We start from the raw sequence: 26,079 nt of genomic DNA on the forward strand, positions 1-26,079 counted from the left end.
CGGGCAGAGGCCCGGCTCATCCGAGGGACGGCTGGGCCGGGCCGTTCGTATGAGCCCCGGGTCAAGAAAAAAACCGCGATTCGAGGGGCATACGGATGCGCCTCCCAGGGCGTCAACGGCTCGTAGGAACAACCCGGTTCGACCGCACACCCCAGGAGCATGCCGATGAAGCGCGCCGACGCCCCACGCCGGACGGTGGTAGCCAGTGGACGCGGCACGCGGCGCGCGACCACCACGGTGGGCGCGATCGCCGCGCTGTCCTCGCTCGTCCTGACCGGATGCTCGGCGGACTCCGGCCCGGCCCACCGCACCTCGCCGGTGGCCCGCGCCGAGGCCGCCTCGGCCACCGCAAAGCTCACCTGGGCCCAGGAGTTGCGAATCTCCGACGCCGAGCAGCACCTCGTCACGGTCTGCATGCGCAAGCACGGTTTCGACTACCGGGAGGAGAAGCCGCCGAGCCTGGAAGAGAGCCGGCCGGTCGGCTATGTGCAGGACGACGTCGACTGGGCGCGCAGCCACGGCTACGGCAGCCGGATCGAGGCGAAGGAGGACCAAGCCCGCCTGCGCAACCCCAACATCGCCTACCACAAGTCCCTCTCCAGGTCCCGTCAGAAGGCCTTCGACATCGCGATGGACGGCGGCCGGGACGCTGCGGTGCTGAAAGCGCCGACACCGTCCGGCGGCACGATCAGCAAGCAGTCCGGCGGCTGCGCGGGCCAGGCCGAGAAGACGCTGTACGGCGATCCGGAGGCGTGGTTCCGCTCTGACGTAGCAGTCAGGAACCTGCGTCCCCTGTACGTGGGCAAGCTCCTGGCCGACAAGGAGTTCAAGAGCGCGGTGGCGGCCTGGTCGCAGTGCATGAACAAGGCGGGCCACCCCTTCCCCGACCCCGACGCGGCACGCCAGTCCACACGCGATCACAGCGCGCAGCAGACCCCGGCCGAGGAGGCCGGGTCCTTCGCGAACGAGACCCGGATCGCGGTCGCCGACGCCACCTGCGCCCGCTCCGTCTCCCTGCGCTCCATCGGTGAGCGGCGCGAGGCCCACTACATCGGCGAACTCGCCGGCAAGTACGGCCCCGCCCTCACCGCCCACCTGCGGATGCAGCGGCACGCCCTGACCGTCGCCGAACGCACCGTCCCGGCCCGCGCCTGACCTGGTACGCGCCGGTCCCAGAACATCCGCGGCCCCCGGGTCACGGACAGACCCCGCGACGACGCTCGCGGATCGTCACCTCACCATCCCCACCACGCCTCCCACGAGGCGCGAGCAGAACAGGAACCCGTCATGCGCAAGCTGACCGTCTCCCTCGCCACCCTGGGCATCGCGGCCCTCGGCATCGCCGTCCCGGCGACCGCCCACGCGGGCCCCGGCTGCAACGCCAACTGGAACTCCCACGGCCGCGACGGCAACGTCCGCGCCTGGGACGGCACCGACTGCGGCGGCACCCTCCTCGGCGTCACCGCGGGCAAGGACCCCAATTGGGCCGACAACCTCGGCCCCTTCCAGGGCGGCGACGCGAACAGCGCCTCGTCCGTGATGAACAGCGGCTTCGTCGGCGGCAAGGACGTCGTGGCCTTCTACTGGCTCAGGGAGTACGACGACCACTCGTACGGCTGCCTCCTGCCGGGCGAGAAGTACGTGGACGACCTCAGCCGGAACCACTTCACCAACAACGCGAACATGAACGACGCCATCGAGTCGCACACCTGGGTGGCCTCGACCGCCTGTGCCCCGGGCTCCTTCATCAGCTGACAATCAGCTCGTCCAGCTCGCCCCGGCACCCCGACGAGGGTGCCGGGGCGGCCCGTTTCCGTGACCGCCGCCCCACCCCGTGTCGCCCACCCGCCCGCACTCCTTCGGCTTCCGGACATTTGAACGTCACACCGAGAGGGAACGTTTCACTCGTCCCCTCTGCATCGCCTTGCCTCCGTCATGCCCCGCGCTCCGCACGGGGCATGACGCGAAAGGACGACGTGAGCCGTGTCCCTGCTTCCGCTCGAAGGTCCCCCGGGGCCGCTTCCCGCTCCCGCCCCGGCCCCGCTCCCGAGCAGCGCCCCGGCTCCCACTCCCGCCGGTCACCGCCGCTCCCTGTCCCGCCTCACCCGCCGGACGCTGACCCTGCTGCCCGTGCTGCTCATCGGCGTCTGGGCGGTGCTGGACTGGCGTGCCCTGTACGACGGCACCGCGCGGCTGGCCGACGCCGACCCCGGGTGGCTGCTCGTCGCGCTGCTGTGGACCTGCCTCGGCTGGGTGTCCGCGTCCGTCGTACGGCAGGGCGCTCTCCCCGAACGGCTGCCCCCGGGGCTCCTGGTGGCCTCGCAGTTCGCCGCCGGTGCCGCCAACCACGTCCTGCCGGCGAGCCTCGGCGCCCACGCGGTCACCCTGCGCTTCCTTCGCGGCCAGGGTGTCCCGCTGGCCCGGGCCACCGCCTCGCTCGCCCTGTACTCGCTCGTCAGGCCGATCGCCAAGACGCTGGTGCTGGTCGGCTTCCTGGTCACCCTCCCCGGACTGCTGCGGCTCGGTGAACTCGTCCCGGACCGCCGCATGCTGTTCCTGCCCCTGGCGGCCGCGGGGCTCGGTCTCGGTGGCACCCTGCTGCTCCTCGTCCTGGTCCGTCCGCTGCGCCGGCCGGCGGTCACGTTCGTGCGCACCGCACTGACCGACGCCCGCCTGCTGCACACCATGCCCAGCCGGGTCCTGGCCCTGTGGGGCGGTGCGGCCGCCGCGCCCCTGCTCCAGGCGAGCGTGATCCACGCGGTGGGCGCCTCGCTCGGGGTGACACTGTCCTGGGCGCAGGTCGCGTTCGCGTACCTGGCCGCGAGCACCGCGGTCGGTTCCGTGCCCGCGCCCGGCGGCATCGGCCCGGTGGACGCGGCCATGGTCTTCACCCTGGCCGTCTACGGCGTCCCGGTGAGCGTCGGCACGGCGGCCCTGATCGGCTACCGGGTCCTGACGGTGTGGCTGCCGCTGCTGCCAGGGGTGCTGTGCATGTCGGCGCTGGTGCACCGCAAGGTACTTTGAACGTTCCTCCGATTGAATGCTTCATTCAACATCAATAGCCTCGCAGGGTGGATTCATTCATCAACTTCAGACGCACGGCCGCCGCCCTGCTCCTCACGCTCGGTCTGGCCGCCCCCATGGCTCCCGCCTCGGCCGCACCCGGGCAGCCAGTGCCGCAGGTCTGGCCGACTCCTCAGCGGATCACCGTCGGACACGGCGAACTGCCCGTCCCCCAGCGGGTCGTGGAGGTCGTCGGCCCCGGCACCGACCCCTCCGCCCGACGGGTCGCCGAGGGGGCCCTGAAGGCAGCGGGAGCCGGCCGCATCACCACCGTGCACACCGGCGACCGGCCGCCCCCGGCCGCCCTCACCGTCTACCTGGGCGGCCCCCGCGAGAACGGCACCACCGACCGGGTCCTGAAGCAGCTCAACGCCGGCTCCCCGAAGGACCTCCCCCCCGGGGGCTACGTCCTCGCCTCCGGCCGCAGCCACGGCCGGGCCCTCCTCGCCCTCTCCGGCACCGACTCGACCGGCACTTTCTACGCCGCCCAGACGCTGCGCCAACTCCTCTCCGGAAAGCGCGAGTTGCCCGAGCTCACGATCCGCGACTGGCCCACCGCCGCACTCCGCGGAGTCATCGAGGGCTTCTACGGCACCCCCTGGACCCACGCCGAGCGGCTCGCCCAGCTCGACTTCTACGGGCGTACCAAGCAGAACGTCTACGTCTACTCGCCCAAGGACGACGACTATCTGCGCGCCCGCTGGCGGGACGAGTACCCGGCCGCCCAACTGGCCCTGCTGAAGGAGCTGGTGGACCGGGCCGCGGCCGACCACGTCCGCTTCACCTACGCCCTGTCCCCCGGCCTCTCGGTCTGCTACTCCTCCGACGCCGATGTCAACGCCCTCACCGCCAAGTTCGACTCGCTGTACGCCATCGGTGTCCGCTCCTTCGCGATCCCGCTCGACGACATCAGCTACACCAAGTGGAACTGCCCCGCGGACGAAGAGGAGTTCGGCACGGGCGGCGCCGCGGCCGGTGCCGCGCAGGCCCACCTGCTGAACACCGTCTGGAAGCGGTTCTCCGCGAGCCACCCGGACCTCGAACCCCTGGAGATGGTCCCCACCGAGTACTCCGACCTCGCCGACACCCCGTACAAGAAGGCCCTTCGGGAGCAGCTCGACTCCGCCGTCGTCGTCGAGTGGACCGGCGTCGGCGTCATCGCGCCCACCCTCACCACCGACCAGCTGAAGCAGGCCCGCGAGGTCTACGGCCACCCGATCCTGGTCTGGGACAACTACCCGGTCAACGACTACGTCACCAGCCGCCTCCTCCTCGGCCCGTACACCGGCCGCGAGCCGGGCGTGGCCGCACAGGCGACCGGGGTGACCGCCAACCCGATGGTCCAGGGCGAGGCCAGCCGGATCGCCCTGTTCACCTCGGCCGCCTACCTGTGGAACCCGAACTCCTACGACCCGCACAGGGCGTTCCTCGCCTCGGTCCGTGATCTGGCGGGCCCGAAAGCCGCAAAGTGGCTGCGGATCTTCGCGGAGAACAACTACTCCTCCCAGCTGGACGCGACCGAGTCCCCCACCCTCACCCACCTGATCGCCGCCTTCCGCGAGGCGTTGCGGCAGAACAGGGGAGTCGACCGGGCGGCAGCCCGGCTGAAGTCCTACTTCTCCGACATGGCCGCCACCCCCGCCCAGTTGCGCGTCCACCTCGACAACCCCGGCTTCCTCGACGAGACCTCGCCCTGGCTCGACAAGCTCGGCGCATACGGCGGCGCCGGCGGGACAGCCGTGGACCTGCTGCTCGCGCACCGGGCCGGGGACACGGCCGCAGTGTCGAAGTACTGGGCCGAACTCCAGGCCGACCGGAAGGAGTTGGACGCCGTCCCGCAGCAGGTCTCACCGGGCGTGATGGACCAGTTCCTCTACACGACGATGCTGGAGAACGCCCCCGACCCCGGAGTGGACGCGACCTTCTCCCCGGCCTCCGTCTCCCTGAAGCCGGGGGCATCGGCGACGGTCACCCTCGACTTCTCCGACGCGCAGACCAAGACGGTCAGCTGGAAGCTCGACGTGCCGCCGGGCGTCACCGCCACCCCCTCCCAGGGCACGGCCACAACGCCGGACAGCAAGGTCACCATCACCCTCACCGGGAAGACGGAGGGCGTGCACTCGGTCATCGCCGAGGGCACCGGCATCCTCGACCGGGCCCTCCCTGTCCAGGTCACCGACGGCACCGGTACGAGCCGCGCACTGACCGCCGACTTCAGTGGCGCGTCGGTCAGTTCCATCGACCTGGGTGACGGCACGACCAAGAACATCCCCGTCGGCGACAACCCCGGCGAGGTCGTGGTGAGCGCGGACGGCCGTACCGCCTACGCTGCCAACCAGGGCTCGAACACGGTCAGCGTGATCGACGTGCCGAGCGGCACGGTCACGGCCACGGTGGCGGTCGGCAAGGTCCCGGCGGGCCTCGCGCTCACGCCGGACGGCACCACCCTCTGGGTCGCCAACTACACGGACGGCACAGTGCAGTCGATCGACACCGCCACTCTGCGGACGGGCACACCGATACCCGTGGGAGACGGTCCGGAGAACATGGCGATCACCCCCGACGGCCGGACCCTGTACGTGGCCGACCTCCACGACAACACGGTCACCCCGGTCGACCTGACCGCCGCCACCGCGGGCAAGGCGATCCCGGTGGGCCCGAGCCCCTTCAACGTGGTGGCCGCGCCCGACGGCAGGACGGTGTACGTCTCCGACTCCGGCGGCTCGACGGTGACCCCGATCGACACGGCGACGAACGAGACGGAGCCGACCTTCCTGGTCACCGGCCAGGCCTACGGCCTCGGTCTCTCCCCGGACGGCCGCACCCTCTGGGTCAGCCCGAGCAACGGCGACACGATCACCCCGGTGAACACGGTCACGGGCGCCTCCGGCACCCCGGTGAAGGTGGGCAGGTCGGCCTTCGACGTGGCCCTCGACTGGAACGGCACCACGGCCTACGTCACGACGGCGGACGGCAACGTGCTGGTCCCGGTGGACACGGCGACCAGCACCGTCAAGTCACCTCTGACGACGGGCGCCTATCCACTGGCGGTCGCCCTGACTCCAGTACCGGTGAACTGAGGGCCGGGCAACTCACTCAGGGGCGCGGGGAACTGCGCGACCGGCCCCCACCGGCCGCAAGTTCCCCGCGATACCCCAAGCCCCCAAACCCTAAGTAGCAGTACGCCGAACCCGCCCCGCATACCGCTTCTCCAACTCCAAGTTCCCCTCGAACCCACCAGGAACATTGGCAGAGACATAAACCGGCGGCCGCTCCCCCGCGGAGAGCAGCACCGCACACGCCTCGGCGACAGCCATCTGCACCAGCATCACCCCGGTCAACGTGGACAGCGCCCCCACCGCCCCACCCCCCGGCAAGGCCACCGTCGCATCCCCCACCGGCGCCGCGTTGTCCAGCACCACGTCCGCCAGATCCACCAGCTTCTTCCCGCTGACATGCCCCGCGGGCACGGCCCCGGTATGGGTGAGAGAAGTGATCGCGAGGATCTTGTGCCCACGCGACTTCGCGTGCAGCGCCATCTCCACGATGACGTTGTTGACCCCGGAGTTGGAGATGATCACGAACAGATCCTGCGGCGCAGGCGCGGCCAGGTCGTAGAGGCGGACGGCGATCCCCGGCTCCCGCTCCAGGAGCGGATCGTCGAGAACGCTCGGCGCGTCCCCGCCGTAGACGACGAGGTCGGACATCTGCAAGCGGTTCGTCGGCACCAGCCCACCCGCCCGGCCCGCGACCTCCAGCACCATCGCCTGGGAGTGGCCCGTGCCGAAGGCCTGGATCACGCCGTCGGCGCGGATGCAGTCGGCGATGAGGCCGGCGGCTCGGCGCACGTCCTCGTGGGCGGACTCGGTGACGTGACGGAGGACGTCCAGGCTCTGTTCGGCGAAGCCCTGGGCACTGACTGACTCGACGGACACGCGACACTCCCCACTGATGGATTGAACCACCATTCAATCACCGATCGATGAATCAATAAATCACAGCACGGTCCTGGTATTCAATCAGTGCCCCATAGGGTGGCTGATACCTTCTTTCCATGCCTCCGACGGACGTCACCACACTGATCCGCACCGAACTGCCCCGGCTGGCCGGTTCCCTGCGGAAGGTCGGCGAGCTGATCCTGGAGGATCCGGCCGCCGTCACCCACTGCTCGGCCGCCGAGCTGGGCCGCCGCACCGGGACCTCGCAGGCCACGGTGACCCGTTTCTGCCGGGCCATCGGGCTCGACTCCTACCAGCATCTGCTGATCGAACTGGCCCAGGAGCGCGGTCGCGGCGAGGTCTCCGACTGGGGTTCGGCCGAGATCGGCCCCGACATCTCGCCGGACGACAGTCTGGAGCGCGTCGTCCAGGTGGTCGGCAGCGCCGACCTGCGGGCGATCCAGCAGACCATCGAGCGCATCGACCTCGACTCCCTGGAGCGCGCGGCCCAGGCGCTGGCCAAGGCACGCCGGATCGACGTGTACGGCGTCGGCGGCAGCGGCGCGGTCGCCCAGGAGACCGAGACCCGGCTGTTCCGCATCGGCTGCCAGGTCCGCGGCTGGACCGAGGTGCACGGCGCGGCCACCTCGGCGGCCCTGCTCACCCCGGCCGACGTGGCCATAGGGATCTCCCACTCGGGCGCGACCCGGGAGACCCTCGAACCCTTCGAGATGGCCAAGGAGCGGGGCGCGACCACCGTCGCCATCACCACCGACCCGCGCTCCCCGCTGGCCAGGGCCGCCGACATCCGGCTCATCTCGTCGACCTCGGAGACCAGCTTCCGCACGGGCAGCATCGGTGGCCGGCACTCCGTCCTGATGATCGTGGACTGCCTCTACGTCCGGGTCGGCCAGGTCGCGTACCAGCGGGCCAGCGCCTCCCTCGCGCTCACCGACCACATCACGCCGCAGCACGCGGTGAAGGCCCGCCGCACTCGGTGACCATGACTGATCTTGCATGGATGAACCACCGAGATAACACGAAGATGGTTGTTTGAATCATCCTCTCGGTGCCAGGATGGGGCTCCCCCGAGTCATCTCGTAGGAGCCCCATGCGCGTCACCGCTGTCGAGTCGACCGAGCTGTTCGTCGGCACCCCCGAACAACCGCTCCAGGTGGTGGCGGCCCGGATCGAGCACCTGCCGGGCCGCCCGGTCCGCGTCCGCGTCGAGGGCCACGGCACCGGAGAGACCGAGATCACCGTCGGCGAGGACGGCACCGTACGGGCCGAGATACCCGTGACCGGCCCCGGCGGACCGATCACGGTCACCGCGGCCGACGGGGACGAGAGCGCGAGCGCGAGCGGCGAGTTCACGCCCGCCGAGCCCGGCTGGACCATGTTCATGGTCAGCCACTTCCACTACGACCCGGTCTGGTGGAACACCCAGGGCGCCTACACCGAGACCTGGGACGTCGCCGACGACCCGGCCGGCACCGGACTCCCCGCCCGCACCTTCGACTCGCGCGGCCAGTCGGGGATGAGCCTGGTCCGCGCCCACTCCGATCTGGCCCGGCGCGACCCGGCGTACACCTTCGTGCTCGCCGAGGTCGACTACCTCAAGCCGTACTGGGACGCCTTCCCGGAGGAGCGCGGCTTCCTGCGGGAGCTGATCCGCACCGGCCGCGTCGAGATCATGGGCGGCACCTACAACGAGCCGAACACCAACCTCACCGGCGCCGAGGCGACCGTACGCAACGCCCTGTACGGCGACGGATACCAGCGGGCGATCCTCGGGGCATCGCCGGAGACGGCCTGGCAGCTGGACGCGTTCGGGCACGACCCGCAGTTCCCCGGGCTGATGGCGGACGCGGGCGTCACGTCCAGCTCCTGGGCGCGCGGACCCTTCCACCAGTGGGGGCCCACCCTCTCCGTCTTCGGTGAGGAGCCGCGGGACCCCCAGCGCATGCAGTTCCCGGCGGAGTTCGACTGGATCGCCCCCTCCGGGCGCGGGGTCCTCACCGCGTACATGGTCAACCACTACGGCGCCGGCTGGCGGATCGACAACGCGCCGACGCTGCCCGAGGCGGAGGCCGAGGCCCTCAAGCTGTTCAAGGGGCTCAAGCAGGTCGCGCTCACCCGCAACGTGCTGCTGCCGGTCGGCGGGGACTACGCGCCGCCGTGCCGCTGGGTGATGGACATCCACCGCGACTGGAACGCCCGGTACGTCTGGCCCCGGTTCGTCTCCGGCATCCCCCGGGACTTCTTCGCCGCCGTCCGCGCGGAGTTGGAGGCCGAGGGACGCAAAGCCTCGCCGCAGACGCGGGACATGAACCCGGTCTACACCGGCAAGGACGTCTCCTACATCGACACCAAGCAGGCCCAGCGGTACGGCGAGACGCTCCTCGCCGACGCGGAGGCCTGGGCGACGCTCGCCTCGCTGGTCACCGGGCACCCCTATCCGGACGCCGCCCTCGACAAGGCCTGGCGCCAACTGGTCTACGGCGCCCACCACGACGCCATCACGGGCTCCGAGTCGGACCAGGTGTACATCGATCTCCTCACCGGCTGGCGGGAGTTGGCCGATCTCGCCGGGACCGTGCACGCCGACGCGACGAGGGCGCTGGCCGACCGGGTCGAGCCGGGCACCGGACCCGATCTCGTGGTCTTCAACCCCGCCACCTGGGAACGGCAGGACGTCCTGACCGTCGCCGACCCGGGTCTGGTGCCCGTCGGCGACGACTTCCAGCCGCTGCCGGCCGTCCGCGAGGAGGACGGCACCCTCAAGGTCGTCGTACCGCAGGTGCCCGGCATGGGCCTCAAGGCCCTTCCCCTGGCGGCCGGTTCGATCCCCGAGTGGACCACCGGCGAGGGCCTGACCATCCGCAACGAGTTCTACGAGGTGACGGTCGACCCGGCTCGCGGCGGCGCCGTCAGCAGTCTCCGATCCGTCCTGGAGGGCCGGGAACTCCTGCCCGCAGGGGACATCGGCAACGAGCTCGTCGTCCAGGAGGAGTTCGCCCGGCACCCGCGCTTCGGCGAGGGCCCCTGGCACCTCACCCCGACCGGCACGACGGCCGCCCGCAGCCGCGACGTGACCGCCGACATCGATGTCGATCACTCCCCGGCCGGCTCCCGCATCACCGTCCGCGCCGACCTCGGGCTCTTCACGTACACGCAGCGCCTGACCCTGTGGACCGGCGTGGACCGGCTGGACGTCACCACGACCCTCGACGGCTACGACGGCGAGGACCGCCTCATCCGGGTCCGCTGGCCCTCCGACGTCCGGGGCGGACTGCCCGTGCACGAGGTCGCCGACGCGGTGATCGGACGCGGCTTCGGGTTCGTGGAGGTCAACAGCGAGGAGTTCCCGTGGACCCTCGACAACCCGGCCAACACCTGGTTCGCACTGGGGTCCACGGCACGGGTCGCCCTGCACGACGACTCCGGCGTGCTCCTGGGTCAACGGGCCTTCGGGGTAGCCGAGTTGGTGTACACCGACTGGGACGAGGCCGGTGAGCTGGGCGCCCCGCTCGCAGCCGCCCTGGTCCGCGCGGGCGTCACCGCCACCTCGACCGTCGCGGGCGGCCCCCGCTACGGCGACCTGGAGGTCGACTCCAACCTCCCCGACCTCCGGATCGCCGTCGGCGGCCCCGCCCGCAACTCCTTGGTCACGGAGGCCCTCGCCATGGACCCGGCCGCCGACCGCGCACTGCGCCGCCAGGTCGCCGAGCGGGGCGTGGCGGCCGTCTGGGTCGCGCCGCGCGCCTCCCTGCGCGAGGAGTGGGTGCCCGGCGCCGACCTGCGCGACCTCGAACGGCTGCCGCTGCTGGTGATCGCGGGCGCCGACACGTCCGGGGACGCCAAGGCGGTCGAGGCACTGATCACGGACCTGGAGGACTTCACCGTCACAGCCACCGCGGCGGGCGGCGGCGAGGCGCTCCCGCCCGGTGACGCCTGGGACGGGCGCGGCTTCGCCGTCCTGAACCGGGGCACGCCCGGCTGTGTGATCACGAGCTCCGGCGACCTCTGCATGTCGCTGATGCGCTCCTGCACCGGCTGGCCGTCCGGCATCTGGGTCGACCCGCCCCGACGCACCACCCCCGACGGCTCGGGCTTCCAGCTCCAGCGCTGGTCCCACACCTTCGAGTACGCGGTCGTCGCCGGCGAGGGCGACTGGCGGGACCTCGAACTCCCCGCACGGGGGCATGAGTTCAACCATCCCCTCACGGCCCGGGTGCGCGGCGAGGGCACCACCCCGCTGCTGCCCCGCACCACGTCGCTGCTGGAGGTGGAACCGGCCCGCGAGGTCCTCCTGGACGCCCTCAAGCCGCTGGGTTCCCCGCTGGCCAGGGGTGGTTCGGCCCCGGCGGACCCCGGACGCGGGGTCGTGGTCCGGGTGCACGAGGTGAACGGACGGCCGGCGCGGGCCCGGGTGCGCGGGCCGGTCGCCTGGACGGAGGGCGCCCGCGCGGACGTACTGGAGCGGCCGGGCGAGCCGCTGACCCCGGACGGCGAAGGGGCCCTGGAGACGACGCTCACGGGCTTCGAGGTCGCCACCGTCCTGGCCACGCCCCCACAGGCTCCCGAGCCGGCGACCGACCCCGGAGTCGCTGCCCACGAGCCGGCCCAGCCGGTCCACACCCGCTACTGGCTCCACAACTCCGGACCGGCCCCCCGCGGCAACATGCCGGTGTCCGTCTATGTCTCCCCCACCGCCCTGACCGCCACAGGCCCCGTCACGGCCACGGTCCGGGTCGGCTCGGAACTCACGGACGCCTCGACCACGGGCACGGTGGTCTTCGAGGTACCGCCCGGCTGGTCGGCGGAGCCCGCCGTGCTGCCGTACGCACTCGGCCCGGGCGGCTTCTCCCTGTCCGAGGTGACGGTGACGCCGCCCCCGGACCCGGAGCCCGGCCGTCACTGGCTCACGGCCCGGCTGACGTACGGCGGCCAGACCTACGAGGACGTGCTGGGCCTGGACGTGCCGGGCGGACCGCCCGCCGGCCAGGGCCTGGCGTGCGACCTGGCCGCCGACCGGGTCACCGTGCGCAGAGGTGAGCGGGCTCAGGTTCCGGTGAGCCTGCACAACACCACACGGGGCCCGATCGGCGGCCAGCTCTGGGCGGTCTCGTCCTGGGGCACCTGGCAGGGCGTGACGCCGGGCCTCCAGGGCTTCAGGGTGCCGGGAGGAGAACAGACCGAGGCCGTGATCGAGGTCGACGGCTCCCTGATCCCCCCGGGCACGTACTGGCTCATGGCCAAGGCGGCATGGAACGGCCAGGTGGCCTACACGAGGACGATCCCCCTGGAGGTCACCGAGTGAACCCGGAACACGCGGCCCTGATAGACGGCGACCCGTTGCCGAGGGAACGTGTGGACTCGTTCCTGGAGACGCGCCCCGTCAGGGGCGCGGGGCTGTACCAATCGGCGGCTCCGCCGCGGGGCGCGACAAGCCACAACGAACCCGCACCCGCCAGACGACAACCAGAGGCACCCTCCGTCGCGAGACAAAGACGCCGCTGGGCCACACAAGTCGTGCTCACCGACGAACTCGCCCGAAGAGCCTGCTCCCAACGAGGCCTGAGCATCCCGGAAGAGCTGTCCCCCGCCTCCGTCCTGGCCGTCGCCGAGACAGACGTAGCCGACCTCGGCAGCATCGTCGCGGCAGCGTTGGCCCACTCCCAAGCCGCCCGCACCCTCCTCGCCGCCCTCGAAGCCGAGCAGACCGTCCCGGAAGCCGCCGTACGCGACTACTACGACCGCAACCAGGACCGCTTCCTGACCCCGGACGCCCTCAGACGGGGCGTCGACCCCTTCGGCGAGGCCGCGCCCAGCGACACGCTGCCGTACGAGGACGTCCGCGAGGCCATCTCGCGCGAACTCCTCAGGGCGGCCGGCCGTCAGGCGTTCTTCGGTTGGCTGGACCAGTCGCGCGCGGGCGTGACCTACTCCCATGGGCACGAACACCCTGGCGATCCGTCCCATCCGGACCATGAACACCGTCATTGATCTCCTACGGAACCTAAAAGCAACACGGCAAACCATTGACCTCCGATGAATTCTGGTCCACCTTTTCATCAATCGGAGTCGGAGTTGGTTCAATGAACCAGCCGTGGAGGGGCATCACATGCACGCAAAGAGACTGACCCGCACCCTGACCTGTATCGCCGTGCTGTCGCTCACGGCCGTCGGCTGCGGCCTGTCCGGCGGCGGGTCCGACAGCGGTGACGCCACCGCCGGCGGCTGCAAGGTCGACAAGGGCAACGTCGGGTCGGGCAAGCTCACCGGCGAGGTCAAGGGCGACATCACCTTCCAGACGACGAACCTGAAGAAAGACTTCGGGAGCTTCTTCAACGGAGTGATCGCCGACTTCGAGAAGGCCCACCCCGGCACCAAGGTCAAGTGGATCGACGACCCAGGCGACAACACCTTCACCAGCCGGACCGTCGCCGACGCCCAGGCCTGCACGATGGCCGACGTCATCAACGTCAACGCACCGACGGCGACCGCCCTCACCAAGGCCGGCTACCTGCTCGACATCGGCACCAAGGACCCGGCCGCCGCCGAGCCCTTCGTCCCGTCCTTCTGGAAGACCGCCACCTTCCCGGACGCCTCCGGCAAGGCGATCCACACCACGCTGCCCTGGTACACCGGCGGTGTCCTGCTGACGTACAACAAGGACCTGCTGGAGAAGGCCGGCGTCGACCCGGCCAAGCCGCCGACGAGCATCTTCGGCCTCTTCGCCGACTACGAGAAGGTCGCCAAGGCCTCCGGCGGCAAGTTCTTCGCGACGATGGCCAACCCGATCTGGCGCATCCCCGCCGACTTCGACCAGATGGGTATCAAGGTCCTCTCCGCCGACGGCAGGTCCGCCGTCTTCGGCGACGACCCGCGCACCACCCAGTGGGTGGCCTGGATGGCGAAGCTCTACAAGGAGGGCGCCATGCCGAAGGACTCGCTGTCCTCCAGCAACGACCCGTCCACGCTCTACAGCCAGGGCAAGGTGGCCTACGGTTCGACGAACCCGAGCTTCGTGCGCTTCGTGAAGCAGAACAGCCCCTCGGTGTACGCCAAGACGGCCGTCGGCCAGCAGCCCTACGACGCGCTCGGCAAGGCGTCCGCCGGCGCCCCGCAGTACATCTCGGTCGCCGCGACCAGCAAGCACGCGCCTGTGGCCCTGTCGTTCGCGGAGTTCCTCACGAATGCCGAGAACCAGACGGCCTGGTGCAAGGACCCCGACGTGGTGATCTTCCCGACCACCACCAAGTCGCTGGACGACCCGTTCTTCCAGAACGTCACCGGCAACGACCCGTTCTCCCAGGCCCGCAAGCTCGTCGCCGACCAGCTCAAGACGGCCTCCACCAACCAGACCAACCTCTCCCCGGCCGTGCAGAACGCCATCGTGGCCCAGGTGCAGCTCGCCATGCAGGGCAAGAAGAGCGCGGCGGACGCGGTGAAGGACGCCCAGGAGAAGGCGAACGAGCTGCTGAAGCAGGGCAGCTGACGGTGACGGCACAGATCACGCATCCGGTGTCCGGCGTGGAGCCCCTGACCTCCGCGCCGGGCACGGCCCCGTCCCGCCTGCGCCGACTCGCCAGGGCCGCGCTGCCCGGTCCCGCCCCCGGGGCCAACGGAGCGGCGATGTACCGCCGTTGGTGGCTGCCCTGGCTGTGGACCGCCCCGGCGATCGTGTGCGCGGTGGTCTTCGGCGTGTTCCCGTTCCTCAACACGGTCCTGCTGTCGTTCACCAACGCCAAACCCCTTGGCGGCACCGCGGGTTTCGTCGGGCTCGACAACTACACGCGGATGCTCCAGGACGACGACTTCTGGCTCGCCACCCGCAACAGCATCCTGTACGCGGTGATCGTCGTCCCGCTGATGGTGCTGCTGCCGCTGATGCTGGCCGTCCTGGTGGAGAAGAACCTGCCCGGCATCGGGTTCTTCCGATCGGCCTTCTACACCCCGGTGTTGGCCTCCAGCGTGGTCGTGGGTCTGAGCTGGCAGTGGCTGCTCGCCGACGACGGCCTGGTCAACACCTGGCTGGAGAAGGCCCACTTGATCAAGTCCGCGATCCCGTTCCTCTCGGACTCGTGGCTGATCCTGCTCTCCGCGATGGGCCTGACGCTGTGGAAGGGCCTGGGCTGGTACATGGTGTTCTACCTGGCCGCCCTCGGAAACGTGCCCAAGGAGCTGCACGAGGCCGCGCAGATGGACGGGGCCGGCGCGGTCCGCCGGTTCTGGCACATCACGGTCCCCGGCGTCCGGCAGGCCATGATGCTCGTCGGCACCCTGACCGGCATCGGCTCGCTCAGGGTCTTCACCGAGATCTACATGCTCGGCAGCTCCACCGGCGGCCCCGGCGGCGCCGACCGCACCCTCCCCTTCTACATCCGGGACGTCGGCCTGGACCCGATCACCGGCAACGCGGGATACGGCTCGGCCGTCAGCGTGGCCCTGTTCGCGCTGACGCTGGGGCTGACCCTGCTGGCGCAGCGTCTGACCAAGGAGGACGAGTCATGACGACGAGTGTCGTCGGGACCAAGGGCCGTCGCCTGATGCCGCGTTGGCGTGACTACGGCCGTCCGCGCGAGCTGGTCGTGCGCTATCTGCTGCTCCTGCTCGTGCTCGGCCTCACCGTGGGCCCGCTGCTGTGGCAGCTTCTCGCCTCCCTGAAGGGCGTGAGCGAGGACGTCTTCGGCACGGACGCCACGCTGCTGCCGCACCATCCGACGCTGCGCGCCTACCGGACGGTCTTCGACCAGGTGCCGGTGTGGTCGTACATCAGGAACAGCCTGATCGTGGTCGCCCTCTCGGTCACCAGCCAGCTGGTCTTCTCCACGACGGCCGGCTACATGCTCTCCAAGCCCGCCTGGAAGGGCCGCAAGTCGGTCTGGGTGGTGCTGGTCGCCTCGATGATGTTCCCGTTCGAGTCGATCATGGTCTCGCTGTTCATCAGCATCCGCGACCTGGGCCTGGTCGACAACCTGGCCGGTGTCTGGCTCCCCGGCTTCGTCGGCGCCATCAACGTCCTGCTCATGCGCGGGGCGTTCCTCGCGGTCCCGCGCGAGATCGAGGACTCGGCGATGCTGGACGGTGCCAACGAGTGGCAGCGCTTCCGGTACCTGTACCTGCCGTCCGCGTGGGGCGCGATCATGGTGGTCGTCATCAACACCTTCATCAGCGCCTGGGACGACTTCCTGTGGCCGCTGATCGTGCTGCGCTCCGAGAGCAACATGACGCTCACCCTGGGGCTTTCCCGGCTCCAGAGCTCCTCGTTCGGCTACGACCAGCGGATGGTCATGGCCGGTTCGGTGATCTCCGTCGTCCCGGTGCTGGTGCTGTTCGTGATCACCCAGCGGTGGTTCTACAAGGGCGTCTCGTCGGGGGCCGTGAAGCTGTGACCCTTCACGGCGAGCGCCTGCGCGGCTGACGCGGCGACCCTGATCTCGACCGTGCCGGTGACGCCTTCGAGAGGCAGGGTCACCGTACGGCGCTCACCCGGAGCAAGGCCCACACCCTCGAACGCGCACAGTTCGAGGGTGCGCGGCCAGGTGGGGGTGATCAGACGGCGGAGATAGACCTGCACGACACAACGGCCGTACCGCTGACCGGCGTTGGTGACTTCGACGCTGAGACCCCTGCCGGTGAACGCGGGCTCGGTCCAGTCGAAGTCCGTGTACGACAGCCCGTGCCCGAAGGAGTACGCGGGCTCGGCGCTCTCGTCCACGTAACCGCCGTACTCGGTGTCCTTGTGGTTGTAGTAGACGGGGAGCTGGGCCGCCGAGCGCGGCACGGAGACGGACAGGCGGCCGGCCGGTTCGGCGAGTCCGAGCAGCACCTCGGCGATCGCGTCGCCGCCCCAGGGGCCGGGGTACCAGGCCGTGAGCAGCGCGGGCGCGGTGTCCGGTACGACGTGCGGGCGCCCCTGCACCAGCACCACCGCGGTCGGTGTGCCGGTCGCCAGGACGGCGTCCAGCAGCGCGTACTGGGCTGCCCCGAGGCGCAGTCCGGCCAGGTCGGCCCCCTCGCCGCAGGTCATCTCGGAGACGGTCTTGAGCGCGGCCCCGTTGGCGTCGAACTCGGTGTCCGGCGTACGGGCGCTGCTGCCGCCCAGGACCAGCACGGCGAGGTCGGAGGCGGCGGCCGCGGCGATCGCCGCCGGAATGCCGGAGAGATCCCCGCCGGTGAGGGTGCAGCCGGGGGCGTGCCGGATGTCCAGGCCGGGCGGGGCGAGCCGGCGCAGGGCGTCGAGGACGCTGCTGCCGGTACCGGGGCGCTGCGGGGCCGTGTAGTCGCCGAACTGGTGGACGGTGGTGGCTGCTTGGGGCCCGAGCAGGGCGATCCGTGAGACGTGTCCGCCGATGGGCAGGACGCCGTCGTTGCGCAGGAGGGTGACGGCGGCCCGGGCGACGTCCCGGCTGAGCTCCGCTCCCCCGGCCGGCGGGCGGGCCGTGCCGTCCTGCCGTTCGAACAGTCCCAGCCGGAACTTGAGGCGCAGGACACGGGCGACGGCCGCGTCGAGGGCGGCCTCCGTGACGAGGCCCCGCTGGACCGCCTCCTCCAGGTGGGTGAAGCCCTCGTCCCAAAGGCTGAGATCCACACCGGAGTTGAGCGCGAGGGCACCCGCCGAGATCTTGTCGCCGGTGATGCGGGCCAGCCGGTCGACGGCGAGGCCGTCCGCCATGACGAGCCCGGCGAAGCCCCACTCCTCGCGGAGCAGCCCGGTGAGCAGGGCCCGGTTGCCCGAGCAGGGCATCCCGTCGACCTCGTTGTAGGCGGCCATGACGGCGGCGGCACCCGAACGGACCCCGGCCAGGGCGGCGGGAAGGTGGATCTCGTGGAGCTCGCGCCAACCGAGCTCGGACTCGGCGGAGTTGCGGCCGCCGACGGTGGCGCCCTGGCCCGCGAAGTGCTTGAGGACGACCGGGGCCTTGTCGGCGGCGAAGACGTCACCGCCCAAGGGGTCCCAGGAGCCCTGCATCCCGCGGACCAGCGCCTCCGTGAGCCGGGCGGCAAGGTACGGGTCCTCGCCGAAGCACTCCTCGGTGCGGCCCCAGCGCGGATCGCGGGCGATGTCCAGCGCCGAGACCAGGGCCACATGGCCGCCACGGGCGCGTAGTTCGGCGGCGGCGTGGGCGGCGGCCCGCTGGTACAGGTCCGGGTCCCAGCCGGCGCCCACGGCCAGGTTCACCGGCAGGACCGTGCCGTCCAGGGCCATCAGGCCGTGCGGGACCTCCTCCACGAAGAGGGCGGGGATGCCGAGCCGGCTCCGCCGCACGACGTGCCGCTGCACCAGTTCGGCGAGCGCGGCCCCGTCCTCGGCACCCGGCCCGCTGCCGTGCTCGACACCGGACCAGGCGTCGGCCCGCTGGAGGCCGTACAGGGCGCCGAGACCCTCGAAGCGGTCGGTCTCGGCGTACAGGGCGTCGGTGAGCTCGAAGCCGCCGTCGGGGGTGCGGCGGTAGGCGTCCCAGCCGTACATCCGCTGGTTGAGCTGGCCGGCCTTCTCCCGCAAGGTCATCCGGGCAAGGAGGTCGCGGACGCGGGCGTCGACCGGGGCGGTGGGGTCGCGATAGAGGGCGTCGGCCGGGGCGGTGCGGTCGCGGTGGAGGGCGTCGGCCGGGGCGGTGCGGTCGCGGTGGAGGGCGTCGCTCATGAGGTGTGGGCCAGTCGGGCGAGGGCGACCGCGCCGGGGCGGCCGTCGGCCACCCAGTCGAGGTTCAGGCCATGGGTGTGGAGTCGGTCGGCGAGCGGGGCGGTGAGGGGCCCCTCGGGGCCGAGAAGGCCGCCGGTGGCGACGATCCGCTCACCGGGGCGCGGTTCCAGCGCTCGTACGGTGTCCAGCAGGTGGTCGGCCGCCTCGGCGAGGATCGCCAGGGCCACGGCGTCGTTCCCGGCGGCCGCCTCGGCGACCAGCGGGGCGAAGCGCGCCAGCCGGATCGGGGGGTCGGCCAGCACGGCGGGCAGCAGATGCCGGCGGAAGTCCTCACGCCGGGCGCGTTCCCAGCCGGGGACCCCGGGGGTGGGGGTGCCGGTGCCGGGGGGCGGGACGGTGCCGTGACGGTCGTACGGCTGGACCGGGCCCTTGGGGAGGACGTCCACGGGCAGGCCCAGGGTGTGGCCGATCCAGGCGGCGAGGACCGTGGGGCGGCCGCGGCCGTCGGCCATGCGCAGGGCGGCGCGGACCGCGCTGCGGCCGATCCAGAAGCCGCTGCCCTCGTCGCCGAGGAGCCAGCCGTCGCCGTCGACCGTGGTCGTGGCGTGCCGGGCGGTGATGCGCATGGCGACCGCGCCGGTGCCCGCGACCAGGGCGAGGCCCTCGGAGGGGGTGCCGGGGGCGGCGGCGAAGGCGGCCTCGATGTCGCTGCACACGCCGATCCGGTCGGCCGGGATGCCGAGGCGGTGCAGCGCCTCGGTGAGGGCCGTGCGGGCCTTCACGGTGCCGGGGTCCTGCGCGGAGGCGGCCGTGGCGCCCGCGAAACCGCCGGTCACGGCCACGACCCGGCCGCGCGCCTCCTCGGGCACCACCCGGGCGAGCGCCTCGGCGAGGTGGTCGGTGAGCTGCGGGGCCGGAACGGTCATGGCGTTGCCCGGGCCGCCGGTGCTCTCCCCGAGCACGCGGCCGTCCGCGGCGGCGGCGAGGACCGCGCGGGTGCGGGTGCCACCGGCGTCGAGGCCGATGACCAGGGCGCCGGCGTCGCGCACGTCGTGGTTCAAATAATTACCCATCGATGACTATGGTGATTGATACATTCGCGCAGGACAAGAGCAGAACTCGAGCGGAACACGAGCCGGGCCGAGGTCGGACCGGGCCGAACCCGAGGAGGATCCCATTCCCACGCTCCGCTTCGGCGTCAACTACACGCCCCGCCACGGCTGGTTCCACGCCTGGCACGACTTCGACCCGGCCCGCGCCCGCGCGGACCTCGACCAGATCGCCGGGCTGGGCCTCGACCACGTCCGGATCTTCCACCTCTGGCCGCTCCTCCAGCCCAACCGCACCCTGATCCGCACCTCTGCCGTCGACCAGCTGGCGCGGCTGGTGGACCTGGCGGCCGAGGCGGGCCTGGACGTCCTGGTGGACGGCGTGCAGGGCCATCTGTCGAGCTTCGACTTCTACCCGGAGTGGACCCGCAGCTGGCACCACCGCAACGTCTTCACCGACCCGGACGCCGTCGCCGCCCAGGCGGACCTGCTGCGCACCCTCGGCCGCGCCCTGTCCGGCCGCCCGAACCTCATCGGCCTCCAGCTGGGCAACGAGCTGAACAACCTGATCGAGCACAACCCGGCCACGCCGGCGGAGGTCGACCACTACCTGGACACCCTGCTCGCCGCCGCCCGCGAGGGGCTCGGCGAGGGCGCGGGCCTGGTGACCCACTCCGCGTACGACGCGGCCTGGTACGGCGACGACCACCCCTTCACCCCGGAGGCCTCGGCCCGCAGGGGCGACGTCACCACGGTCCACCCCTGGGTCTTCTCCGGCGGCTGCGCGAGCCTCTACGGCCCCCGCTCACCCCAGGTCCTGCACCTGGCCGAGTACGGCACGGAACTCGCCAAGGCCTACGCCGAGGACCCCGCCCGCCCGGTCTGGGTCCAGGAGACCGGCGCTCCCGAACCCCACATCCCGGCCGCCGACGCCCCGCACTTCGCCCGCGAGACGATCCTGAACGCCTCCGGCTGCGACGGCCTGTGGGGCGTTACCTGGTGGTGCTCCCACGACGTGGACCGGTCCCTCGCGGACTTCCCCGAACTGGAGTACACGCTGGGCCTGTTCGACGCACAGGGCCACCCCAAGCCGATAGCGGAGGCGGTGGCGGCGACGATCGCGGAACTGCGCACCGGTTCACTGCCGCCCGAGCCCCGCGCCACGGCCCTGGTCCTGGACTGCACCCCGTCCACCCGGTCGGTGTCGGGCCCGGGCGGGGCGTACTTCGAGGAGTGGATGCGGCTGCGTCAGGAGGGGCTGCGCCCGGCGGTGGTCCTGGCGGAGCGGGCGGGGGACGAGGGATACCTGGCGACGCGAGGAATCAAGGAGCTCAAGCGACTTGCGTAAGGTAGTACCCATGACCAACGGAATACCCGGCCTCACTGAATTGTGGCAGCGCTTCGAAAGATGGCTGATCGAGCATGCTCCCGCAGATCACGGGTCCTTGCGGGAAGGCTGTCCGACCGACGAGATCAAACGCCTGGAAAACAGCCTCGGGTTCCCCCTCCATGAGGATGTGAGGACAACCCTCGGAATACACAATGGCGTTGCCTTGCGGAGGGCCGGCGCGGACCCGGGAGCCTTTCTCCTCGGCTATAGCCTCCTGGACGTGGACGGAATCCTGGAAGCGCATCGAGATCTCGTCTCGATGGTGGAGGATGCCCGCGAGGAAGGCGAGGAGGACTTGGTTGTCGGCCGCATCGCGGACGAGCAATGGGTTCCCCTGGCCCGGAACATCTCAGGCGATCTGCTGTTCGTGGACCATAGGCATCATCACTGGGGAGAAATCGGGGAGATGTCCTTCGGTGATCCCGAGTACCGCGTGCTGTGGCCGCGCATGGATCTGATGCTCGTGGACCTGTGCGACTCGGTCGAGAACGGCACTCCGGTGACCTCCCTGTCACGCGTTCCCGTTCTGCATGAGGGGCGAATGCTCGAGTGGCACATCCGCCCCTCACAGTAGGTCAGCTCAAGTCACAGACCTCGCTGAGATCGCAGGACTCATAACCGGTGTTGACGTAGTAGGCGTCGTTGTCCAGCAGCCTCACCGCCGTAGTGAAACGGCCCAAGGCACCACCGGCCGCCGAGTTCTGGGAACTCGTGATGGCGGCACGGCCGCAGATCTCGTTCCAAGTCGGGTAGGCGTAGTTCTCGTCAAGCTTGAGCGTGTAGGTGCCGTCAGAGTTCTTCACCGCGTACATCTGTACGCATGACTTGCCCGAGGCCAGCGTCATCCCCCCGCTCTCGCGCGACTTGGCGAAGGGGTACTCGTCGCAGCTGGCTCCGATCGCTTCCGGGTTCGGGTTCCATTCGGCGACCGCGAGCAGGCACATCTTGTTGCGGTTGTTCTGTGCCGTCGTGTCGTCCGCGAGGCGATGGAGCGGTGATTTGTACTTCTTGCTGCCCGGGTGAGAGGCAAGTTTCTCCATGAGGACCCAGTAATAGGCCGCGGCGGCGGGGTACTTTTCCCTGGTGAGGAACAGGGTCGGAGTGACCTTGGGGAAGACGCACCCGGTGTTGCCGCCCACCTGGTTGTCGCAGCGAATGGCGAAAGCCGTGTCCTTCCACTGGTTGTTCGCCGTGGTCGTGGTACCGGGAGAGCTCCAGCTGGTGTTCCAGTCGAGGCCCAGCGTGGACTGGCCACCGGCCACCTTGTTCCAGCTGTAGGTGTCGGTCCGGCTGGCGGTGTGCTGGTCCCCTTCTGTCCAAGTGGTGCTGCCGTTCCAGGCACCGGGCGCGTCCGCTGTGCAGTCGCTCATGGCCCAGCAGTCCTCGAAGTAGTCGTCCAGCGTCGCGGAGGCCACGCCGGTCAGATCCGGCAGGGAGAACTCCGTCCAAGTGGTGAACTGGTTCGAGGTGGGATCAAGCTTGATCTCCTGGACGACCTTGACGTTTCCCCCGCCGATCACGTCACCGTTGTCGTCCTTGACGTACAGGGCATAGCCGCCACGCAGACATCCCTGGGTACGGGTGTACTGGAAGTCGGATCCGGGGGCGGTCTTGCACCAGGGGACCGGCTCGGAGCTCACCGCCTGGCTACCGACGGATTTGGGGGTGATCGCCGTGGACGAACCCTTCGACAGCTCGCTCCACGGCTGGTAGGGGCCCGCGCAGAGCTGGACTTCGTCGCTGCCGGCGGAGCACGCGCCCGCGGTACTGCTCGCGTCCCTGTCCTGTGCGGTGGCCTTCGCGGCGAGAGCGGAAAGCCCTTCGTCCGTGGGCGCGGGAGCGTCATCGGGCGTTTGCGAGGCGACGTCGTCGGGGTCCGGAGCATCCGGGTTCTCCGCAGCGAAGTCGACTTCGGGCATGCCGCTGAAGTCGCCGGGAACGACCGCGACGGCGTCCCAGGCGACGTCGTCGTCCCCGGTGCCGTCGCCCGTGGTGTTGGACAACTTCACCTCCGGAGGCGTGTCGCCGAACCGGTAACCGCCGAGGGAGACCCAGGAGTTCGACTCATTGGCGTCCTGTGAGACCGTCTCGTCGAACGTGCCGAACTTCGTGACGACCTGATAGGTGGCGTCGGTGGTGTTCGCTCCCGTGTCCGGTATGTGCACGTAGACCTTGCCCTGGCCACCCGTGATCGCGCTGCCGAACTTCCAGTCGCCGAGAACCGTCATGCGACCGCCGTCGCCGCCCAGGTGATCGGCGTCGCGGGTGTGGGCGTACCAGAAGTGGCCGTCGTACCCGCCGCCTATCTGGTGCAGGTCGGCCTTGGCGTCGTACTGCCCGAGCCCCGGGCCGGTCGCGTTCGGATCGGGATAGAAGGTGAACTGGAACGAGCCGCTGGTGCTTGTTGTTCCGCAGTCGCTCCAGGTATTGGTGCCCGTCGGCACATCGTCGACGACGACAGCACCGGTCGGCGCTCCACTGCACACCGGTGTGCCGTACTGGAGGCGAGTGCCGCGTCCTGGCTCGCTGATCAAAGTCTGGTACTTGATGTTCTCGAACCCGCAGGTCGAGGCACAGGCGGTCTTCCAGGTGGCGTTGGAGGCGTTCCACCAGTACTGGGTGTAGCAGCCGGCGTCCGGGCAGCTCGGCGGATCGGCGGTGTCGCAGTTGTTCTGGGTGTTGCAGAACGTGTCGAGCGGTGGCGAGACGTGGGCCCGGTTGTAGGTCGCGGAGCCGGGGACCGTGTATGCGTCGGACGTGCCGTTCCAGTAGGCGGGCCGGAAGCCTGCCGAGGAGAAGCCGGACTCGCCGGGCCAGTCCTGGCGGCCGGAGGTGGCATAGGAGTGGCCGGTGTCGATGGACCAGGCGGCCCAGCCCATCACCTTCTCCTCGTACGGCCAGTTCTGCGGGTGGGCGGCGTCCTTGGCGGCGAGCGGGTCCATGTCGGTGTTCATGAAGCTCAGCCGGGACGCGGGGTAGACCGGGTTGGCCGGGTTGTTGTACCAGCCCAGGCCCCAGTTGCCGTTGGTGCCCGCGTCGGCCTTCGTGTTGAAGCCGAGGTTGTAGTTCCACACGGCGGCGAACCAGTTCTCGGGCTTTGCGGGGTCGTCGTTGTTCACCGTGATCGTCTGGCCGGACTGGTGCACCTCGTTCCACTTGTCGGCGAGGATGTACAGCGAGGCGGCGATGTTGGTGGCGTAGTCGAGGGCGATCGCCCGCTGCTCATCGGGGTCGCGAGCGGTCTCCCCCGCCTTCTCGTGGCCGGCCATGCGCATGCCGTCGGTGACCTGGCCGACGCCGTAGCCGCAGTCGGACTCGTCCCAGTGGATCGTCCAGTAGTCGGCGAGGGACCCACCGCTCTGGTGGCCGTAGAAGCCGTCCACTGCGGCGAGAGGATTGCCCATCTGGCCGGGAATGGCGCCGGATTCGGCCTGCCACAGATTGGATTCCTGAGCGAGGATGCCCAGTTCGACCTGTGCGGGGATACGACCGCCGGTGTTCAGTGTCGGGACGGGGAACATGCCCTGTGGGTCGATGGTGCCGATCCCGGTCTGTGAGCGCCACCCGCCCTGGGTGAGGTAACTCGAGCGCAGGTCGCCCCGGACGGCCATGTCCACGGCCCACTCGACCTGATTGGGGGTCGGCTGGAGCGCCTGGGTGCCCACGTCGTTGCGGGGCACCGAGCACCAGCGGTCGGTGTCGACGGGGTCGTGCTCGATGCTGGTGGTGTCGGCAGTGGTCATCATGCTCATCGTCGTCTGCGGCTTCTTCGAGCCGGTCAGTGACGGTGAGGTGGTGCTCCCCGCTGTCGTGTCGGGGGCCGAAACGGTCTGCTCGGTGTGGTGACCGGTGGCCGTTGCTGTGCCGGTGACGGTCAGGATGTGGCTGGTGGTGCTGTGTTCCTGCTGGGGCGTGGGTTCCTTGGTCTTCTGAGCGGAGAAGCCCTTGCCCGCGTCGGCGATGTGGTCCAGGCCCGCCTGGACGGCTGGGGAGACGACCGGGTCGACGGCGAGACGTCCCTGACTGGAGAGGTCGGCGTCGGGTGAGACGTTCAGCGCGGTGATGCCGCTGGCCTTGAAGCTCTTGGCAGCGGTGGAGCGGCCGGTGAGGAAGAGGGCGCCGGCGGCCCCTTGGCGGAGGTTCATCGCGGTGAGCCTGCCGGTGGCGACGGTGGTCGTCTTGCCGTGGGCGGTCGTCTTGACGTCGGCTTCGGTGTCCCCGGTGCGGTCCAGGTAGCTGACTGTGCCGTCGGCCTGGACATGGATGTCGTAGGGGGCGTGCCGGGTTTCGGCGAGTGCGACGGCCGCGCCGTGCCGGTCGATGTGGACGAGCCGGTTGCCGGCGGCCGCGATCACTGCGTCCTTGATCGGCGCGGGCGAGGTTATCTGGCCTGCGGCCGTGACGTCCGCGAGGGCCTTGCCGTGGGTGTTCACCGTGACCAGTCGGGTCTTGTCCGCACGGTAGGCGGTGAAGACTGCCGTGTGCGTGGCCGGGTTGCAGGAGGGGTCGAAGTAGGCCAGTGATGCGTTGAAGGGCAGTTTGGTGACGCTGCCCTTGTCGAGGTCGACGATCGCGGTGAACGCGCCGCCGAGCATCGTGTCCTCATGGTTGGTGAAGGTGCGCGGAGCGTAGGCGACGGCCGCGTGGTGGTCGTCCATGACGCACTCGTTGCCGACCCAGGTGTCGGCCGGGAGTTGCGGTTCACTCAGGACGGCGGCCGTCTTCCAGGCGTAGCCGGTCCGGCTGTCAGCGACCAGGAGGTGGAGCCCGTCGCTGTCGGCGGCGGCGGTCACAGCCCTGTCCGTGGCGGCTTTCCAACCCTTGCCAAGGACCGAGTCCCGCAGGGACGGGGGAATCGCAGAGGACTTGGGCGCATTGGGCGCCTTGGGGGCCGAACTGGTCTGTGTTTGTGCGGAGTCAGGCGCTTGCTGGCTTGCTTGCGCTTGTGTCGCCGCGGGTGTCGCCAGCGCGGTCACCACGGTG

The 26,079-nt window shown here is 70.4% G+C and carries 16 protein-coding genes; 12 read left to right on the forward strand and 4 right to left on the reverse strand.

All coding sequences use genetic code 11. The features are described from left to right. The first annotated feature begins 165 nt into the window (after positions 1-165). From IF54_RS0101915 to IF54_RS40410, 4 genes are all read left to right on the forward strand, one after another. Positions 166-1,155: a hypothetical protein gene (locus IF54_RS0101915; protein WP_030313726.1), complete on the forward strand. Its 990-nt coding sequence runs from the start codon at positions 166-168 to the stop codon at positions 1,153-1,155. 132 nt (positions 1,156-1,287) lie between these two features. After that, a complete protein-coding gene (locus IF54_RS0101920) occupies positions 1,288-1,755 on the forward strand; it encodes a hypothetical protein (protein WP_030313727.1) in 468 nt (155 codons plus the stop codon). Positions 1,756-1,983: 228 nt separating this feature from the next. Beyond that, positions 1,984-3,024, forward strand: a complete 1,041-nt coding sequence (locus tag IF54_RS0101925; protein WP_030313728.1) for a lysylphosphatidylglycerol synthase transmembrane domain-containing protein — start codon at positions 1,984-1,986, stop codon at positions 3,022-3,024. A gap of 47 nt (positions 3,025-3,071) precedes the next feature. Then, entirely contained in the window at positions 3,072-6,143 is a 3,072-nt protein-coding gene (locus IF54_RS40410) for a beta-N-acetylglucosaminidase domain-containing protein (protein ID WP_030313729.1), read from the forward strand. A 90-nt stretch (positions 6,144-6,233) separates the two neighbouring features. Here IF54_RS40410 and IF54_RS0101935 read toward each other — a convergent pair whose 3' ends face one another. Beyond that, positions 6,234-6,998: a sugar isomerase domain-containing protein gene (locus tag IF54_RS0101935; protein ID WP_030313730.1), complete on the reverse strand. Its 765-nt coding sequence runs from the start codon at positions 6,996-6,998 to the stop codon at positions 6,234-6,236. Positions 6,999-7,117: 119 nt separating this feature from the next. Between IF54_RS0101935 and IF54_RS0101940 the strand changes: the two genes are divergently transcribed. The 6 genes from IF54_RS0101940 to IF54_RS0101965 all read left to right on the forward strand — a co-directional run bounded on the left by IF54_RS0101940 (position 7,118) and on the right by IF54_RS0101965 (position 16,402). Continuing rightward, positions 7,118-8,002 carry a MurR/RpiR family transcriptional regulator gene (locus IF54_RS0101940; protein WP_030313732.1) on the forward strand — a complete coding sequence of 295 codons (885 nt, stop codon included), beginning with the start codon at positions 7,118-7,120 and terminating at the stop codon, positions 8,000-8,002. Positions 8,003-8,112: 110 nt separating this feature from the next. Next, entirely contained in the window at positions 8,113-12,324 is a 4,212-nt protein-coding gene (locus IF54_RS0101945; protein ID WP_030313734.1) for an NEW3 domain-containing protein, read from the forward strand. Between the two features lie 212 nt (positions 12,325-12,536). Beyond that, the gene (locus IF54_RS44130) at positions 12,537-13,010 is read left to right on the forward strand and encodes a peptidyl-prolyl cis-trans isomerase (protein WP_420790350.1); all 474 of its coding nucleotides are present in this window, start codon (positions 12,537-12,539) and stop codon (positions 13,008-13,010) included. A gap of 118 nt (positions 13,011-13,128) precedes the next feature. Continuing rightward, positions 13,129-14,505 (forward strand): extracellular solute-binding protein, encoded by a 1,377-nt coding sequence (locus tag IF54_RS0101955; RefSeq protein WP_030313739.1) that lies wholly within the window; start codon positions 13,129-13,131, stop codon positions 14,503-14,505. Positions 14,506-14,507: 2 nt separating this feature from the next. Next, positions 14,508-15,521, forward strand: a complete 1,014-nt coding sequence (locus tag IF54_RS0101960; protein ID WP_030313741.1) for a carbohydrate ABC transporter permease — start codon at positions 14,508-14,510, stop codon at positions 15,519-15,521. Further along, positions 15,518-16,402: a carbohydrate ABC transporter permease gene (locus IF54_RS0101965; protein ID WP_030313743.1), complete on the forward strand. Its 885-nt coding sequence runs from the start codon at positions 15,518-15,520 to the stop codon at positions 16,400-16,402. Before IF54_RS0101960 ends, IF54_RS0101965 begins: the two co-directional genes overlap by 4 nt. Here IF54_RS0101965 and IF54_RS0101970 read toward each other — a convergent pair. Together IF54_RS0101970 and IF54_RS0101975 are read right to left on the reverse strand one after the other, a co-directional pair. Then, on the reverse strand, positions 16,366-18,522 hold the full coding sequence (locus IF54_RS0101970) for a glycoside hydrolase family 3 N-terminal domain-containing protein (RefSeq protein WP_051735306.1): 2,157 nt from the start codon (positions 18,520-18,522) through the stop codon (positions 16,366-16,368). The two genes, IF54_RS0101965 and IF54_RS0101970, sit on opposite strands and share 37 nt — an antisense overlap. A gap of 131 nt (positions 18,523-18,653) precedes the next feature. Further along, positions 18,654-19,730, reverse strand: a complete 1,077-nt coding sequence (locus IF54_RS0101975) for an N-acetylglucosamine kinase (protein ID WP_051735287.1) — start codon at positions 19,728-19,730, stop codon at positions 18,654-18,656. Between the two features lie 103 nt (positions 19,731-19,833). Here IF54_RS0101975 and IF54_RS0101985 point away from each other — a divergent pair, with 103 nt between their 5' ends. Further along, positions 19,834-21,054: a glycosyl hydrolase gene (locus tag IF54_RS0101985; RefSeq protein ID WP_037819062.1), complete on the forward strand. Its 1,221-nt coding sequence runs from the start codon at positions 19,834-19,836 to the stop codon at positions 21,052-21,054. A 10-nt stretch (positions 21,055-21,064) separates the two neighbouring features. Beyond that, a complete protein-coding gene (locus IF54_RS0101990; RefSeq protein WP_030313755.1) occupies positions 21,065-21,670 on the forward strand; it encodes an SMI1/KNR4 family protein in 606 nt (201 codons plus the stop codon). Position 21,671: 1 nt separating this feature from the next. Here the strand turns inward: IF54_RS0101990 and IF54_RS39335 are convergent, their stop codons facing one another. Then, positions 21,672-25,889, reverse strand: a complete 4,218-nt coding sequence (locus tag IF54_RS39335) for a hypothetical protein (RefSeq protein WP_051735288.1) — start codon at positions 25,887-25,889, stop codon at positions 21,672-21,674. Positions 25,890-26,079: the final 190 nt, after the last annotated feature.

The organism is Streptomyces sp. NRRL B-3229, assembly GCF_000719505.1.
In the GTDB taxonomy this organism is placed as follows: domain Bacteria; phylum Actinomycetota; class Actinomycetes; order Streptomycetales; family Streptomycetaceae; genus Streptomyces; species Streptomyces griseorubiginosus.